Raw genomic sequence first — 15,371 nt, forward strand, 5'->3', positions numbered from 1 at the left:
TGTGTAGCGCAGGGTTTAGTCGAGATCGGCCCCGTTACTGGCGATCACTTTCTTGTACCACCAGAACGATTTTTTACGGCTGCGTGCCAGCGTGCCGTTCCCGGCATCATCGCGGTCAACATAGACAAAACCGTAGCGTTTGCTCATTTCGCCGGTTGATGCCGCCACCAGATCGATACAGCCCCAACTGGTGTAACCGATAACCGGAATGCCATCTTCGATAGCGTCGCCCATCGCGCGGATATGCTCGCGCAGGTAGCTGATGCGGTAATCATCTTCCACTTCGCCATTGGCCTTCAGTTCATCTTTCGCGCCCAGGCCGTTTTCCACCAGGAACAGTGGTTTCTGGTAGCGGTCGTACATCATGTTCATGGTGATGCGCAGACCCAGCGGATCGATACCCCAGCCCCATTCGCTAACCTCAATGTGCGGGTTGCGCAGTGATTTCACGATGTTGGCGGCGCTGGTGTTGTTGGCGTTCATATCCGCCGACGCACAGCGCGAAGCGTAATAACTGAAGGAGACAAAATCGACGGTGTTCTTCAGGATTTCGTCGTCACCGGTTTCTTTGACAATGGTGACGCCTTTTTCGCGGAACACGCGCGCGGAGTACGCCGGATAGCTGCCGCGCGCCTGCACATCAATAAAGAACAGGTTTTCGCGATCTTTTTCCAGTGCGGTCCACACATCGGCCGGTTTGCAGGAGTAGGGGTAGAAATTCCCGCCCGCCAGCATGCAGCCCACCTGATTCTGCGGGTTCACTTCATGGGCGATTTTCGTTGCCAGCGCGCTGGCAATCAGCTCATGGTGCGCCGCCTGGTATTTCACCTGATCCTGATTTTCCCCCTCTTCGAACACCAGCCCCGCGCCGGAGAACGGGCTGTGCAACATGATGTTGATCTCGTTGAAGGTCAGCCAGTATTTCACCAGCCCGTTAAATTCTTCAAAACAGGTGCGCGCGTAACGGGTAAAAAACTCCACCATTTTGCGGTTACGCCATGAGCCATATTCGATGACCAGATGCATCGGCACATCGAAATGGCACAGCGTGACCAGCGGTTCGATATTGTACTTTTTGCACTCTTCAAACACCGCGCGGTAGAAGGCGATCCCTTCCGGGTTCGGCGTCAGCTCATCGCCTTTCGGATACAGGCGGCTCCAGGCAATCGAGGTACGAAACACCGAAAAACCCATCTCCGCCATCAGCGCGATATCTTCTTTATAGCGATGATAAAAATCGATCGCCTCGTGGCTTGGGTAGAATTCGTCATCGCGCAGCGTAAAGCGTTTTTCCTGTCCCAGTTTCACCGGCAGACGGTTTGCGCCGTGCGGGATCATATCCACGGTGGTCAGCCCTTTGCCGCCCTCCAGATAACCCCCTTCCGACTGGTTTGCGGCAAGCGCGCCGCCCCATAAAAATCCTTGCGGAAATACTGACATGCGTTACCTCGCTTTCTTAAATCAGGCTCGTACTTCTTTTACAGTGGCCGGCTCGGCCGCTTGCGGTTTGTCACTGGTTTCTACGGGAATATCTTCAAACCCGAGCAGCAGCGTCAACACAAATGACAACACTACCGCCAGCGCCATCACGCCGAATACCCACACAATGGACATCGGGTTAGCCGGATCGAAGAACTGCACGCTGGTAAATAACCCCGGTGCCGCCATTGAGTGGCTGGCAAGCCCGGCGATACCGGCGACCGCGCCGCAGACAAAACCACTAATTAAACTCGCAATCAGCGGGCGTTTCAGGCGCACCGCCACACCGTAGAGCGCCGGTTCAGAGATACCGGCCAGGATCGCGGAAGCCGCTGCCGCCATGGCGGTCTGACGCAGTTCCGGGTTTTTGGTTTTCCATGCTACCGCCAGCGAAGAGCCGCCGAGCGACAGGTTCGCGCCGATTTCCGACGGCATTACCATGCCCTCTTTGCCGGTTTCCGCGATGGTTTGAATAATGGTTGGGGTGAACACACGGTGCATACCGGTCATTACCAGCAGCGGCCACAGAGCGCCCATAATGGCGACGGAAAGCCAGCCGAGATAGCCGTGAATGGTGTAGACCAGCGCGGAAATCGCGCTACCGATCCAGATACCGAGCGGGCCAATCAGCACAATCGCCAGCGGCGCGGCAATCAGCACGATCAACATTGGTTTTAAGAAGTTTTTCGTCACCGCCGGTGTAATACGATCCACCCAGCGTTCGATATACGACAGGCACCAGGTCATCACCAGCGCCGGGATCACTGTATAGGTGTATTTCACTGCCGTCACCGGGATCAGCGCGAACTCAACGTGCTCGCCCTGTGCAGCTTTCGCCATCAGATCGACAAAGCTCGGATGCACCAGCACCCCGGCGATGGCAATTGCCAGCGACATATTGGTTTTGAATTTCACCGCCGCAGAGGCCGCCACCATCAATGGCAGGAAGAAGAAAGCACCATCGCCAATCACCGTCAAAATCGTCAGTGTGGAGGAGCCTTTTGGCAGCGCGCCGGACATCTCCAGCACCATCGCCAACAGTTTAACCATCGACCCGCCGATGATCGCCGGGATTAGCGGCGACATGGTGCCGATTAAGGCATCCAGAATGCCCGCGCCGATGCGGCGCAACGTCAGTTTTTGCTTCGTCTGTACTTCAACCGGCTGCATATCTTGTGGCAGCAGGCTGACCACTTCGCGAAACGCCTGGGAAACCGTGTTGCCGATGATCACCTGGCACTGATTGTCGTTGCGTACCACACTCATAACGCCGCTGACGCTTTTAAGCGTAGGCGCGTCGATACGGGTTTCGTCTTTCACTACAAAACGCAGACGCGTCATGCAGTGCGTTACGGCGGCGATATTATCGGCTCCGCCCAGCGCGTTCACCACCGAGTGGGCCAGCGCGGCATAATTCTTTGCCATGGAGATTTGTCCTGTTCTATCAATAAGGTACGGCTTCATCACTGCAGTTTTGCGGCCATGAAACATGAAATAGGTAACCGGTTCCACAAAATCATGATGAGTTTTATTGTGTGAAACAATACGTAAAAAGGGGTTATTTTTATAATCGTGATGATGATCACTTAATGGGGTGGGTGCGAAATGTTCATCTGTCGGGGTTAGGTGTTCCCATCATCGCAACGCCTGAAGTACACTTCGGGTCACGATTTTTGCAGGGGTAGGATCGATGGCGACAATGCAGGAAGTAGCAAAGCGGGCCGGCGTGTCGAAAGCCACCGTTTCCCGCGTGCTGACAGGCAAAGGGTATGTCGGCGAAGAGACGAAAGCGCGCGTCTTTCAGGCCATTACCGAAAGCGGTTATCGTCCGAATTTGCTGGCGCGCAGCCTGGCTTCCAGCAAAACCCAGACCTTAGGGCTGGTGGTCACCAACACCCTCTATCACGGGGTTTACTTTAGCGAGCTGCTTTCCCACGCCGCGCGCATGACGGAAGATAAAGGCCGCCGATTACTGCTGGCAGATGGCAAACACAGCGCCGAAGAGGAGCGCCAGGCGATCCAGTACCTGCTCGATTTGCGCTGTGACGCGATCATTATTTATCCGCGCTTTCTTAGCGTGGATGAGCTCGATGAGATTATCGACAACCATTCGCAGCCCATCGTGGTGCTCAACCGCCGGTTGCGTAAACACGCCAGCCACTGCGTTTACTCTGATCAGAAAGCCTCCAGCCTGAGCGTGGTGTCGCGGCTTATCTCCCGCGGTCACCGCGATATTGCGTTTATTACCGGTTCGCTGGATTCGCCCACCGGTATTGAGCGTTTATCGGGCTATAAAGACGCGCTGGTGCAGCACGGGATCGATGTGCGTAATGAGTTGATAGCCGAAGGGAAATGGACGCCAGCCAGCGGTGCGCAGGGCGTGGCGGAGCTGCTTTCCCGCAAGGCGACGTTTACCGCGCTGGTGGCGAGCAATGACGATATGGCTATCGGCGCGATAAAGCAGCTGCATCAAAGCCAGCTCGCGGTACCCCAGCAGGTGTCGGTGGTGGGGTTTGATGATATCGCCATTGCGCCATTTACCGTGCCGGCGCTCTCCAGCGTGAAAATTCCCGTCACGGAGATGATCAAAGAGACAATTAACCGCTTGATCTTTATGCTCGATGGCGGCGATTTTCACTACCAGCAAACCTTTCCCGGCGAGCTCATCACTCGCGACTCCATTATTAATGGCCCGCACGCCTGATCTCGTCAGCTGTCATCGTCACTTCTGTCGATGACAGCCCACTGATTTTATAAATATCCTTTAATAACAGTTAATTACAATTCTGGCACACTTTGTGAATACTCCGGCGGGATATCGCCTTTTACCGGAGGAATTCATGAACCGATTTATTATGGCTGACGCTGCAAAATGCATCGGCTGTCGCACCTGTGAGGTCGCCTGCGTGGTATCTCATCAGGAAAACCAGGATTGCGCGGCGCTCACCCCGGAGACGTTTTTGCCGCGTATTCATGTCATCAAGGGTGTCAATGTGTCGACGGCGACATTATGCCGTCAGTGCGAAGATGCGCCCTGCGCGAATGTTTGCCCGAACGGCGCCATCAGCCGCGACGAAGGGTTTGTGCATGTGATGCAGGAGCGCTGCATTGGCTGCAAAACCTGCGTAGTGGCATGCCCGTACGGTGCGATGGAAGTGGTAGTGCGCCCGGTTATTCGTCACAGCGGCGCAGGCCTGAATGTGCGTGCCGAGAAAGCCGAAGCCAACAAATGTGATTTGTGCCACCACCGCGAAAGCGGCCCCGCCTGTATGCAGGCCTGCCCGACCAACGCGCTTGTGTGTGTCGATCGCAACTTACTGGAACAGATGAGCGCGGAAAAACGTCGTCGCGCCGCGCTGGATGGCGCCGTTTCCCTGGTGTTCTAAACAATCTGAATTTCACTTTTAACAGGTCTGTTACTGATGAAAAAAATTACGAGCGTATGCCCTTACTGCGGCGCTGGCTGCAAACTGAAACTGGTCGTCGATAACGGAAAAATCATCCGTGCGGAAGCGGCCAACGGCCACACGAACCAGAACGAACTGTGCCTGAAAGGTTACTACGGCTGGGATTTCCTCAACGACACCAAACTGCTGACGCCGCGCCTGACCCAGCCGATGATCCGCTACGAAAAAGGCGGCAAACTGACGCCGGTTAGCTGGGATGAAGCGATCCGCTACACCGCCAAACGCCTTGGCGACATCAAAGCGAAATACGGCCCGCGCGCCATTATGACTACCGGCTCGTCACGCGGCACCGGCAATGAAACCAACTATGTTATGCAAAAATTTGCCCGTGGCGTGCTCAACACTAACAACGTCGACTGCTGCGCGCGTGTCTGCCACGGCCCGTCTGTGGCGGGTTTACAGGAAACGCTCGGCAACGGTGCGATGAGTAACTCCATCAGCGATATCGAAAACTCCAGTTGTTTGCTGGTATTTGGTTATAACTGTGCTGATTCACACCCGATCGTCGCGCGCCGGGTGATCAAAGCTAAACAGAAAGGGGCGAAAATCATTGTTTGCGATCCGCGCCGCATCGAAACCGCGCGTATTGCCGACCAGCACCTGCAACTGAATAACGGCTGCAATATGGCGCTGGTCAACGCCTTTGGTTATGTGCTGCTCGAAGAAGAACTCTACGATAAAGATTACGTTGCCAGCTTTACCACCGGGCTTGAGGCGTACCGCGAAACGGTAAAAGATTACGCGCCGGAAGCGGTGGAACACATTACCGGCGTGCCGGCAAAACAGGTACGTCAGGCGATGCGCACCTATGCCGCCGCGCCGTCTGCCACCATTATGTGGGGCATGGGCGTAACGCAGTTCGGCCAGGCGGTGGACGTGGTGAAAGGGCTCTCCAGCCTGGCGCTGCTCACTGGTAATCTTGGTCGTGAACATGTTGGTGTTGGCCCGGTGCGCGGGCAAAACAACGTGCAGGGCGCGTGCGATATGGGCGTGATCCCCAACCAGTTCCCTGGTTATCAGGATGTCGTCAACCCGGAAGTACGCGCTAAATTCGCCAAAGCCTGGGGCATCGACCCCGAGGTGATGGACGACAAAGTGGGCGTGCGCATTACCGAAGTGCCGCACCTGGCGCTGGAAGGCAAAGTGAAAGCCTACTACATCATGGGCGAAGATCCGTTGCAGACCGAAGCGGATTTAGGCCTGGTGCGTAAAGGTTTTGAAGCGCTCGATTTCGTAGTGGTGCAGGACATCTTTATGACCAAAACCGCCGAGCAGGCCGACGTGCTGCTGCCCGCCACCTCCTGGGGCGAGCATGGCGGCGTGTTTACCTGCGCCGATCGCGGTTTCCAGCGTTTTGAAAAAGCCATCGAACCGAAGTACAACGTCAAGCGCGACTGGGAAATCATCAGCCTGATTGCCACGGCAATGGGCTACCCGATGCACTACGACAACAACCAGCAAATCTGGGATGAGCTGCGCGAGTTGTGCCCGCTGTTCTACGGTGTGACCTACGAAAAAATGGGCGATATGGGGCACGTTCAGTGGCCTTGCCCGACGCTGGATCACCCCGGCACGCCATATCTGTATCAGAACAACAAATTCGATACGCCGGACGGCAAAGGCCATCTTTTTGCTGCCCAGTGGCGTGCGCCAGCGGAACGCCCGGACGATGAGTTCCCACTGGTGCTCTGCACGGTGCGCGAAGTGGGTCACTACTCTTGTCGTTCAATGACCGGCAACTGTGCGGCGCTGCAAACCCTCGCCGATGAACCCGGATTTGTGCAGATTAACCCGGACGATGCGGCGGCGCTGGGCGTACAGGATCGTCAACTGGTGTGGGTTGAGTCGCGTCGTGGCAAGGTGATCACCCGCGCGGATGTCAGCGAGCGCGTCAATCACGGCAGCGTGTATATGACTTATCAGTGGTGGATTGGTGCGTGTAATGAACTGACGCAGGATAATCTGGATCCGATTTCAAAAACGCCGGAGACCAAATATTGCGCAGTTCGGGTGAGTGCGATCAACGATCAGCGCTGGGCCGAAGAGTACACTCAGAGCACTTATCAACAGATGAAGAGTCGATTGCTCAATGCAGCAATGCAATGATGACACGGCTAACAGCAACGGTGTCTGTTTGCGCGTGTACGGAAAAGTACAAGGGGTGGGCTTCCGCCCCTTTGTCTGGCAACTGGCGCAACAGCTCGGGCTGAAAGGCGATGTCTGTAATGATGCGCAGGGTGTGGAGATTCGCCTGCTCGGTAACGAGCGCGAATTTCTCGCCCTGTTGCAGCAGCAGTGTCCGCCGCTGGCGCGCATTGATATGGTAACCAGCGCGCCGTTTTGCTGGTCCGTTTTACCGCTTGATTTCGCCATTCGCCACAGCGCGGGTGGCGCAATGAATACCCAAATTGTTCCCGACGCGGCAACCTGTCCGGCTTGCCTGGCGGAGATGAACGACCCTTCTGAACGCCGCTATCGCTACCCATTTATTAACTGCACCCACTGCGGGCCGCGCTTCACCATTATTCACGCTATGCCTTATGACCGGCCTAACACCGCGATGGCACGTTTTCCGTTGTGCCCGGTTTGCGAAGCCGAATACCGCGATCCGCTGGACCGGCGTTTTCACGCTCAGCCCGTCGCATGCCATGAATGCGGCCCGGCGCTTGAATGGCGCAGCGGCGAACAGCATGCACATGGGGAAGCGGCGCTACAGGCGGCTGTCGCGCTGCTAAAAAGCGGCGGCGTTGTGGCGGTAAAAGGCATTGGTGGTTTTCATCTCGCTTGTGATGCAACGAACCTGGCGGCGGTGATGCACCTGCGCGCGCGAAAACATCGCCCGGCAAAACCGCTGGCGGTGATGTTACCCGGCGCAGACGGCGTGACGACGCAGGCGCAGCGTTTACTTGCGACACCCGCCGCACCGATTGTGCTGGTGGAAAAAGAGTGCCTGAGCGGGCTGTGCGAGGCCATTGCGCCCGGCCTTGATGAAGTGGGCGTCATGCTGCCTGCCAGTCCGCTGCAACACCTGCTGGCGCAAGAATTACAGCGCCCGCTGGTGATGACGTCCGGCAACTTCAGCGGCAAACCGCCCGCAATCAGCAATGACGAGGCGTTAAGCGATCTGGCGGAGATCGCCGACGGCTTTTTGCTGCACAATCGCGATATTGTCCAGCGCATGGATGATTCCGTGGTACGCGCGAGCGGGGAGATGCTGCGCCGTTCGCGCGGCTATGTGCCGGATGCGATGTCGCTGCCGCCAGGGTTTAACGATCTTCCGCCGCTGCTCTGTCTGGGCGCGGATCTGAAAAACACCTTTTGTCTGCTGCGCGGTAACAGCGCGGTGCCGGGTCAGCATTTTGGCGATCTCACCGATGAAGGCGTCGAAGCGCAGTGGCGCAGTGCGCTGCGCCTGATGCAGGATATTTACGACTTCCACCCGGAGCAGGTGGTGGTAGACGCTCATCCGGGTTACCGCACGCATCAGTGGGCCAGCAGCTATGGTCTGCCGGTGCAGACGGTGCTCCATCACCACGCCCATGCCGCTGCCTGCCTTGGTGAACACGGCTGGCCGCTGGAGGGCGGCGATGTCATTGCAATAACGCTTGATGGCATCGGTATGGGCGAAGGCGGCGAGCTATGGGGCGGCGAATGTCTGCGGGTCAATTACCGCGAGTGTGAGCACGTAGGCGGGTTACCGGCGGTGGCGCTCGCCGGCGGGGATTTAGCCGCGCAGCAGCCGTGGCGCAACTTGCTGGCGCAGATGCTGGAGTTTGTTCCTGACTGGCAGCGCTACCCGGAAACCGCCGATATCCAGCGGCAGAACTGGCCGATGCTGGCGCGCGCAATTGAGCGCGGGGTTAATGCGCCGAAAGCCTCATCCTGCGGTCGCTTATTTGATGCCATTGCCTGTGCACTCGGTTGTGCGCCGCTGCACCTGAGCTATGAAGGTGAAGCGGCCTGCCAGCTGGAAGCACTGGCGGCGAGCGTTGCGTCCGTTGAACATCCGGTCCAGATGCCGCTGCGTGGCACCATGCTGGATTTGGCGGCGTTCTGGCAACGCTGGCTGAACTGGCAGGCCACACCAGCCGAACGCGCATGGGCATTCCATGATGCGCTGGCGCAGGGCCTGGCAGCACTGGCGCGGCAGGAAGCGGCACGGCGTGGCATTCATGTGCTGGCGTTCAGCGGCGGCGTAATGCATAACCGCCTGCTGAAAAAACGCTTACAGCACTATCTTGCGGAGTTTACTTTGCTGTTTGCGCACCAGCTCCCGGCCGGTGATGGCGGCATTGCTTTCGGCCAGGGGCTGGTAGCGGCAGCGCGGGCTATATCGCCAGCGCTTTAAGCAGGGCAAACGCCTCTTTCATTCTGTCTTCGCTGACCACGAACGCGCGCAGTTTATCCTCGGCGTCCAGCCCTTTTGCCACCATGCCGTCGGCCCCGGTGGTAATGTGCCAGCGCAGATCGGTGCGGTGCGTTTCCCCGGCCAGATGCAGCGGCATCAGCAGCGTTTTCACCTTCACCAGCATCGCGGGCAGTACCAGTTGCGTGCTGTTGCCGGTGAGGTTTTTCGCCAGCGTCATCGCGCTCAGTTGGATCGGTTGCAGGAACGGCAGCACCTGACCGTTGATCTGCGCGCAATCGCCGAGTGCGAAGATGTGCGGATTGCTGGTTTGCAGCGTGCCGTTCACCACGATCCCGCGCCCAACCTCCAGCCCGGCGTTCTGCGCCAGCGACACCTGCGGCGCAAGACCAGTAGCGGCGACGACCACATCCGCATCGATGTAGCGATCGTCATCCAGTTGCGCACGCACCCCCTGTTCATGCTCATCGAGTTGCATTAAACGCGATTGCAGCAGCAGGCGCACGCCCAGCGCCGTCAGGCAGTGTTGCAGGCGGCCACTCACTTCCGGCGGCATTAACGACGGCAGAATACTGGCGGCGTTATCAAGAACGGTCACGGTTTTGCCCGCGCGGCGAAAGTCCATCGCCAGCTCGCAGCCAATCAGCCCGGCACCCACAATCAGCACGCGGCTGGCATCGCGCAGGGTGGTTTCACAGGCGTGATACTCCTGCAAACTATTGAGTGTGAGCATTTTTTCGCGCCCAGGAAGCGGAGGGACGAAGGCCTTTGCCCCGGTCGCCAGCACCAGTTTGTTGTATTGCCACTGTTTGTCGGCGCTTTTCACCACCCGCGCTTGCGTATCGATGGCGCTGACAAACGTGTACGGGAACAGCCGCAGATTATATTGCTCGGCGAACTCACCCGCCGACTGGCGAATCAGATCCTCGGCGCGCTGCGCCTGGCTAATCACATGGCTGAGATCCGGCTTGTTGTACTCTTCCATGCCGTCGGCGGCAATCAGCGTCAACGGTATGGCGCTGTCCAGTTTACGGATGTTTTTCACCAGCGTCCGGGCGGCGAAGCCCGAACCGATAATCACAATGCCTGCGCTCATTTTGCCTCCGTTGCCAGTTCGTCAAACACCTCTTTGCCAAGGGAACATTCCGGGCAGAGGAAATTGTCCGGCACTTCGCGCCACGGCGTACCCGGTTCGACATCCTGCATCGGCTCACCTTTTGCCGGATCATAAATCCACTGGCACACACTGCACTGCATGGATGGGCCGAGATCGGCCGCTGCCGCCGCTGCGCAGGCGCAGGTTTCTTGTGCGCTGGCGGCTGGGCTGTTTACCGGCTCCGGCAACGGCGACAGCGCCCACTGGCGGGCAATATCGCGCCCGTGCTGGCGGCAGACTTCCAGCGCGTCGATATCCGGTCGCCACTTCGCTTTCAGGCTGACCGACATTTCAAATCCGGCATCCTGTAAACGGGTCGACAGACGATCAACCGCGCCGCCGCTCCAGCCGTGGGAACCAAAAGCGCTGGCGCGTTTATTGCGAAAACGCAGGCCGGTTATCTCTTCGACCAGTCCGGCGATTTTCGGCATCATCACGTTGTTCATCGTCGAGGTGCCGACCAGCACGCCTTTGGAGCGGAACACATTGGTCAGAATGTCGTTTTTATCGCTGCGGGCGACGTTGAAGATTTTTACCGCCACGCGCGGGTCGACTTCGTTAATGCCCTGCGCAATAGCGTCAGCCATCATGCGGGTGTTGTTGGACATGGTGTCGTAGAAAATGGTGATGCGATCTTCCTGGTAATCCGCCGCCCATTTCAGATACAACTCAACAATTTGCGTCGGGTTATCGCGCCATACCACGCCGTGTGAAGTGGCAATCATATCGACTGGCAGGTTGAAGCCGAGGATCTCGGTAATTTTCGGCGTCACCAGGCGGCTGAACGGTGTGAGGATGTTGGCGTAGTAGCGCTGGCACTGCTCAAACAGTTCCGTTTGATCCACTTCATCATTGAACAGACGTTCATCGCAGTAGTGCTGACCAAAAGCGTCATTACTGAACAGCACCGCATCGCCGGTCAGGTAGGTCATCATGCTGTCCGGCCAGTGCAGCATCGGCGTTTCGACAAAAATAAGCTGTTTGCCGTTGCCGATATCCAGCGTGTCGCCGGTTTTCACCACGTTGAAATTCCATTCAGGGTGGTGATGATGGCCGTTAATCGAGTCGATGGCGTTATTGGTACAGTAAATCGGCGTGTTCGGGATATACGACATCAGCTCGGTCAGCGCACCGGCGTGATCTTCCTCCGCATGGTTGATAACAATGTAGTCGATCATCTGCAGATCGATTTCGCTGCGCAGGTTCTGCACGAACTCACGGCTAAATTTATGATCGACGGTATCGATCAGCACGTTTTTGCCTTCGCGGATCAGATAGCTGTTGTAGCTGCTGCCGCGCAGGGTTTTATATTCGGTGCCGTGAAAGTCGCGAACTTCCCAGTCACGCTGTCCAACCCAGTGAATGTTGTTTTTTACATGAATAGCCATATCAGTTGTCCTGTGCAGTTTTCTCAATTCGATATATGGCTAATATCAAGTTGCGTGCCAGGTTTTTATTTGATTGATATAAAAGAATTTTAATGATCTTTCGAAAAAATAAATTGTCAATATGACTATGACTAATACAGTCAATATGACACTATGCATTGTCAAAACGACAGTGAGGTAGGTATGAGTTTTTCGCTGAATGTCCTGGCGGGGATCGCCATAGAACTGCAAAGCGGTATCGGTCATGCGGACCGTTTCCAGCGGCTGATCACCACCCTGCGCCAGGTGCTGGAGTGTGATGCTTCGGCGCTGCTGCGCTACGACGCGCGGCAGTTTATTCCACTGGCCATCGACGGGCTGGCGCAGGATGTGCTGGGCAGGCGCTTTACGCTGGAAGGCCACCCACGGCTGGAGGCGATCGCTCGCGCGGGCGATGTCGTGCGTTTTCCCGCCGACAGCGATTTGCCCGATCCCTACGATGGGCTGATCCCCGGTCAGGAGAGCCTGAAAGTGCACGCCTGCGTTGGGCTGCCGCTGTTCGCCGGGCAAAACCTGATTGGCGCGCTGACGCTTGATGGCATGTCGCCGGATCAGTTCGATACCTTTAGCGATGAAGAGCTGCGGTTGATTGCTGCGCTGGCGGCAGGCGCGCTGAACAACGCGCTGCTGATAGAGCAACTGGAGAGCCAGAATATGCTGCCCGGCGCACCGGCGGCGTTCGAACAGGTGGCGCGCAGCGAAATGATTGGTCTGTCGGCGGGCATGGAGCAGCTAAAAAAAGAGATCGATATCGTTGCCGCTTCCGATCTGAACGTGTTGATCAGCGGTGAAACCGGCACCGGCAAAGAGCTGGTGGCGAAAGCGATTCATGAAGGTTCACCGCGCGCCATCAGTCCGCTGGTCTATCTCAACTGTGCCGCGCTGCCGGAAAGCGTGGCGGAGAGCGAGCTGTTCGGCCATGTCAAAGGCGCGTTTACCGGCGCTATCAGCAACCGCAGTGGCAAGTTCGAGATGGCGGATAACGGCACGCTGTTTCTCGATGAGATTGGCGAGTTGTCGCTGTCGTTGCAGGCGAAGCTGCTGCGCGTCCTGCAGTACGGCGATATTCAGCGTGTCGGTGATGACCGCAGCCTGCGTGTGAATGTGCGCGTGTTGGCCGCCACCAACCGCGACTTGCGCGAAGAGGTGCTGGCCGGGCGTTTTCGCGCCGATCTCTACCATCGGTTGAGCGTGTTTCCGCTTTCTGTACCGCCGCTGCGTGAGCGCGGGGAAGATGTTGTTTTACTGGCGGGCTACTTCTGCGAGCAGTGCCGTTTGCGGCTGGGGCTGGGGAGAGTGGCACTAAGCCCCGGCGCGCGGGCGCATTTGCTGAGTTATGGCTGGCCGGGCAATGTGCGCGAGCTGGAGCACGCCATTCACCGCGCAGTGGTGCTGGCGCGCGGTACGCGTAACCGTGATGACGTGGTGCTGGAAGCGCGCCATTTTGCGCTTAGCGATGAACCGGCGGCCCCCTCCGCTGCGGTGACGCCGCTGCCCGTGGAGCAAAATCTGCGCGATGCGACGGAGGATTTTCAGCGCGCATTTATTACCCGCACGCTGGAAGAGCAGGGCGGTAACTGGGCGGCCTGCGCGCGCTGTCTGGAGATGGATGTCGCCAACCTGCACCGGCTGGCGAAACGCCTGGGGCTGAAGCGTTAAAAGATGACTGCCTGCCTGCGATGGTGGAACGTGACGTCGCCAGCCTGCACCGGCTGGCGAAACGTCTGAGGCTGAAGCGTTAAAGAATGCCGGCCTGGTAGAAATCTTGCAGGTTGATGGCGCCGACCAGTAAACCGGCGTCATCCACCACCGGGGCGGCGGCAATTTTGCGCTGCATTAAGCGCTCTTTGGCGTCCACGGCGCGGCTGCCTGCCTCCAGCGTGATGCCGCCGGGCGTCATCGCTTTATCGACCTGCGCGGTTAGCGCCCCACCTGAGACCAGCCAGCGACGAAGATCGCCATCGGTAAATACCCCTTTTACATGGCGCTGGTTGTCGCAGACCGCTACCAGACCCAAACCGGTGCGGCTCAGTTCCAGCATCGCGTCCATCACGCTGGTGGTAAGCTGCACCTGCGGGATCTGCTCCTCTTTGCGCATCAGATGGTGCACTTTATTGAGCAACCGCGCGCCAAGTGCGCCTGCCGGGTGAGAGCGGGCAAAATCCTCTTCATCAAACCCGCGCGCTTGCATCACCGCCATCGCCAGCGCGTCGCCCATCATCAGCGTGTTGACGGTGCTGGAAGTAGGAGCCAGGTGCATGGGGCAGGCTTCGCGTTCAACCGAGATATCCAGCACCGCCCGCGCGGCGAGCGCTAGCGGGGAGCGTGGTTTGCCGGTCATCGCCAGCAGCGCGACGGATTTCTCTTCAAGGCGCGGCAGGATCAGATCCAGCTCTTTTGCCGAACCGGAGTAGGAGATAAACAACATCACGTCGCGGCTTTCAATCATGCCGAGATCGCCATGCAGCGCTTCCGCCGGATGGACGAAAAACGCCGGTGTGCCGGTGCTGGCAAGCGTCGCGGCAATCTTTTTGCCAATATGACCGGATTTACCGATGCCGGAGACGATGATTTTTCCCTCGCAATTCAGCACGGTTTCAGCGGCGCGCACAAACGCCTCGTCAAGACGATCCGGCAGGCGGCTGGCTTCCTGAAGCTCCAGCAGCAGGGTTTGCCGTCCGGCGTTAATTAATGACTCACTCATGTTTTTCTCCGGCAATGATCACTTCGACACCTTTGGCTTCCAGCGCGGCGCGCACGTCGGCGGCGATCCCCGAATCGGTGATCAGTTTATCCACGCTCTCCAGGCTACAAACCACGTTCGGGCTTTTACGGCCAAATTTGGAGGAGTCTGCCATCAGGATCACTTCCCGCGCGGCGTTGCACATCGCTTTGCTGACGGTGAATACCTCGTTAAAAGTGGTAACGCCTGCATTCAGATCGATGCCGTCGGTGCCCATAAACAGCTTATCGAAGCTGAAATGCTCAAAGGCGTTTTCCGCCAGTTGGCCGTGGAACGAGGCCGATTTCTTACGGAAAGTGCCGCCCGGCATCAGGATCGTTTGCTCGTTATCCAGCTCAGATAGGGCATTAACGATATGCAAACTGTTGGTCATCACCGTGATGTTATTGAAGTGGCTGAGCAGCGGTACCATTTGCAGCACCGTACTGCCCGCATCAAGGATGATCGAATCGCCGTCGTGGATGTAGGTCACTGCCGTTTCGGCAATCAGCCCTTTTTGCACGGTGTTGATAAGCGTCTTGTGATCAATCGGGGGATCGGCTTCATCTTTGTTGAGCACCACGCCGCCATAAGTGCGGATCACCGCGCCGGAATGTTCCAGCGCGACGAGATCTTTACGTATGGTTGTCCCTGTGGTGTCGAAGTAAGCTGACAGCTCTTCAACAGAACACTTTCCCTGCTTTTGCAGATGCTCAAGAATAGCCGCCTGACGCTGACGTGGTTTCATAGGCGC

At 57.5% G+C, this 15,371-nt stretch carries 11 protein-coding genes; 5 read left to right on the forward strand and 6 right to left on the reverse strand.

Annotated elements, in window-relative coordinates:
• Positions 1-15 precede the first annotated feature (15 nt).
• Together M8Q36_RS11145 and ascF are read right to left on the reverse strand one after the other, a co-directional pair.
• The gene (locus tag M8Q36_RS11145; RefSeq protein WP_249880913.1) at positions 16-1,440 is read right to left on the reverse strand and encodes a 6-phospho-beta-glucosidase; all 1,425 of its coding nucleotides are present in this window, start codon (positions 1,438-1,440) and stop codon (positions 16-18) included.
• A gap of 21 nt (positions 1,441-1,461) precedes the next feature.
• Positions 1,462-2,904 (reverse strand): PTS cellobiose/arbutin/salicin transporter subunit IIBC, encoded by a 1,443-nt coding sequence (gene ascF / locus M8Q36_RS11150; protein WP_249880914.1) that lies wholly within the window; start codon positions 2,902-2,904, stop codon positions 1,462-1,464.
• A gap of 265 nt (positions 2,905-3,169) precedes the next feature.
• On the opposite strand from ascF, the gene M8Q36_RS11155 reads away from it, so the two are divergent.
• From M8Q36_RS11155 to hypF, 4 genes are all read left to right on the forward strand, one after another.
• Positions 3,170-4,183, forward strand: coding sequence for a LacI family DNA-binding transcriptional regulator (locus tag M8Q36_RS11155; protein ID WP_249880915.1), 1,014 nt, complete (start codon positions 3,170-3,172; stop codon positions 4,181-4,183).
• Positions 4,184-4,319: 136 nt separating this feature from the next.
• The gene (gene hydN / locus M8Q36_RS11160) at positions 4,320-4,865 is read left to right on the forward strand and encodes an electron transport protein HydN (RefSeq protein ID WP_020454941.1); all 546 of its coding nucleotides are present in this window, start codon (positions 4,320-4,322) and stop codon (positions 4,863-4,865) included.
• Positions 4,866-4,901: 36 nt separating this feature from the next.
• On the forward strand, positions 4,902-7,052 hold the full coding sequence (fdhF, locus tag M8Q36_RS11165) for a formate dehydrogenase subunit alpha (RefSeq protein WP_249880916.1): 2,151 nt from the start codon (positions 4,902-4,904) through the stop codon (positions 7,050-7,052).
• The gene (gene hypF / locus M8Q36_RS11170; protein WP_249880917.1) at positions 7,036-9,294 is read left to right on the forward strand and encodes a carbamoyltransferase HypF; all 2,259 of its coding nucleotides are present in this window, start codon (positions 7,036-7,038) and stop codon (positions 9,292-9,294) included. Before fdhF ends, hypF begins: the two co-directional genes overlap by 17 nt.
• Here the strand turns inward: hypF and norW are convergent.
• Together norW and norV are read right to left on the reverse strand one after the other, a co-directional pair.
• Positions 9,275-10,408 (reverse strand): NADH:flavorubredoxin reductase NorW, encoded by a 1,134-nt coding sequence (norW, locus tag M8Q36_RS11175; RefSeq protein ID WP_249880918.1) that lies wholly within the window; start codon positions 10,406-10,408, stop codon positions 9,275-9,277. The two genes, hypF and norW, sit on opposite strands and share 20 nt — an antisense overlap.
• Positions 10,405-11,856: an anaerobic nitric oxide reductase flavorubredoxin gene (gene norV / locus M8Q36_RS11180; RefSeq protein ID WP_249880919.1), complete on the reverse strand. Its 1,452-nt coding sequence runs from the start codon at positions 11,854-11,856 to the stop codon at positions 10,405-10,407. Before norV ends, norW begins: the two co-directional genes overlap by 4 nt.
• Before the next feature lie 183 nt (positions 11,857-12,039).
• Here norV and norR point away from each other — a divergent pair, with 183 nt between their 5' ends.
• Positions 12,040-13,554, forward strand: coding sequence for a nitric oxide reductase transcriptional regulator NorR (norR, locus tag M8Q36_RS11185; RefSeq protein ID WP_249880920.1), 1,515 nt, complete (start codon positions 12,040-12,042; stop codon positions 13,552-13,554).
• Between the two features lie 79 nt (positions 13,555-13,633).
• Here the strand turns inward: norR and gutQ are convergent, their stop codons facing one another.
• On the reverse strand, positions 13,634-14,599 hold the full coding sequence (gene gutQ, locus M8Q36_RS11190; protein ID WP_097407345.1) for an arabinose-5-phosphate isomerase GutQ: 966 nt from the start codon (positions 14,597-14,599) through the stop codon (positions 13,634-13,636).
• Positions 14,592-15,365, reverse strand: coding sequence for a glucitol operon DNA-binding transcriptional repressor SrlR (gene srlR, locus M8Q36_RS11195; protein ID WP_065370234.1), 774 nt, complete (start codon positions 15,363-15,365; stop codon positions 14,592-14,594). Before srlR ends, gutQ begins: the two co-directional genes overlap by 8 nt.
• Between the last annotated feature and the right edge of the window lie 6 nt (positions 15,366-15,371).

The sequence above is a fragment of the Kosakonia sp. R1.Fl genome, assembly GCF_023516815.1.
Lineage (GTDB): Bacteria > Pseudomonadota > Gammaproteobacteria > Enterobacterales > Enterobacteriaceae > Kosakonia.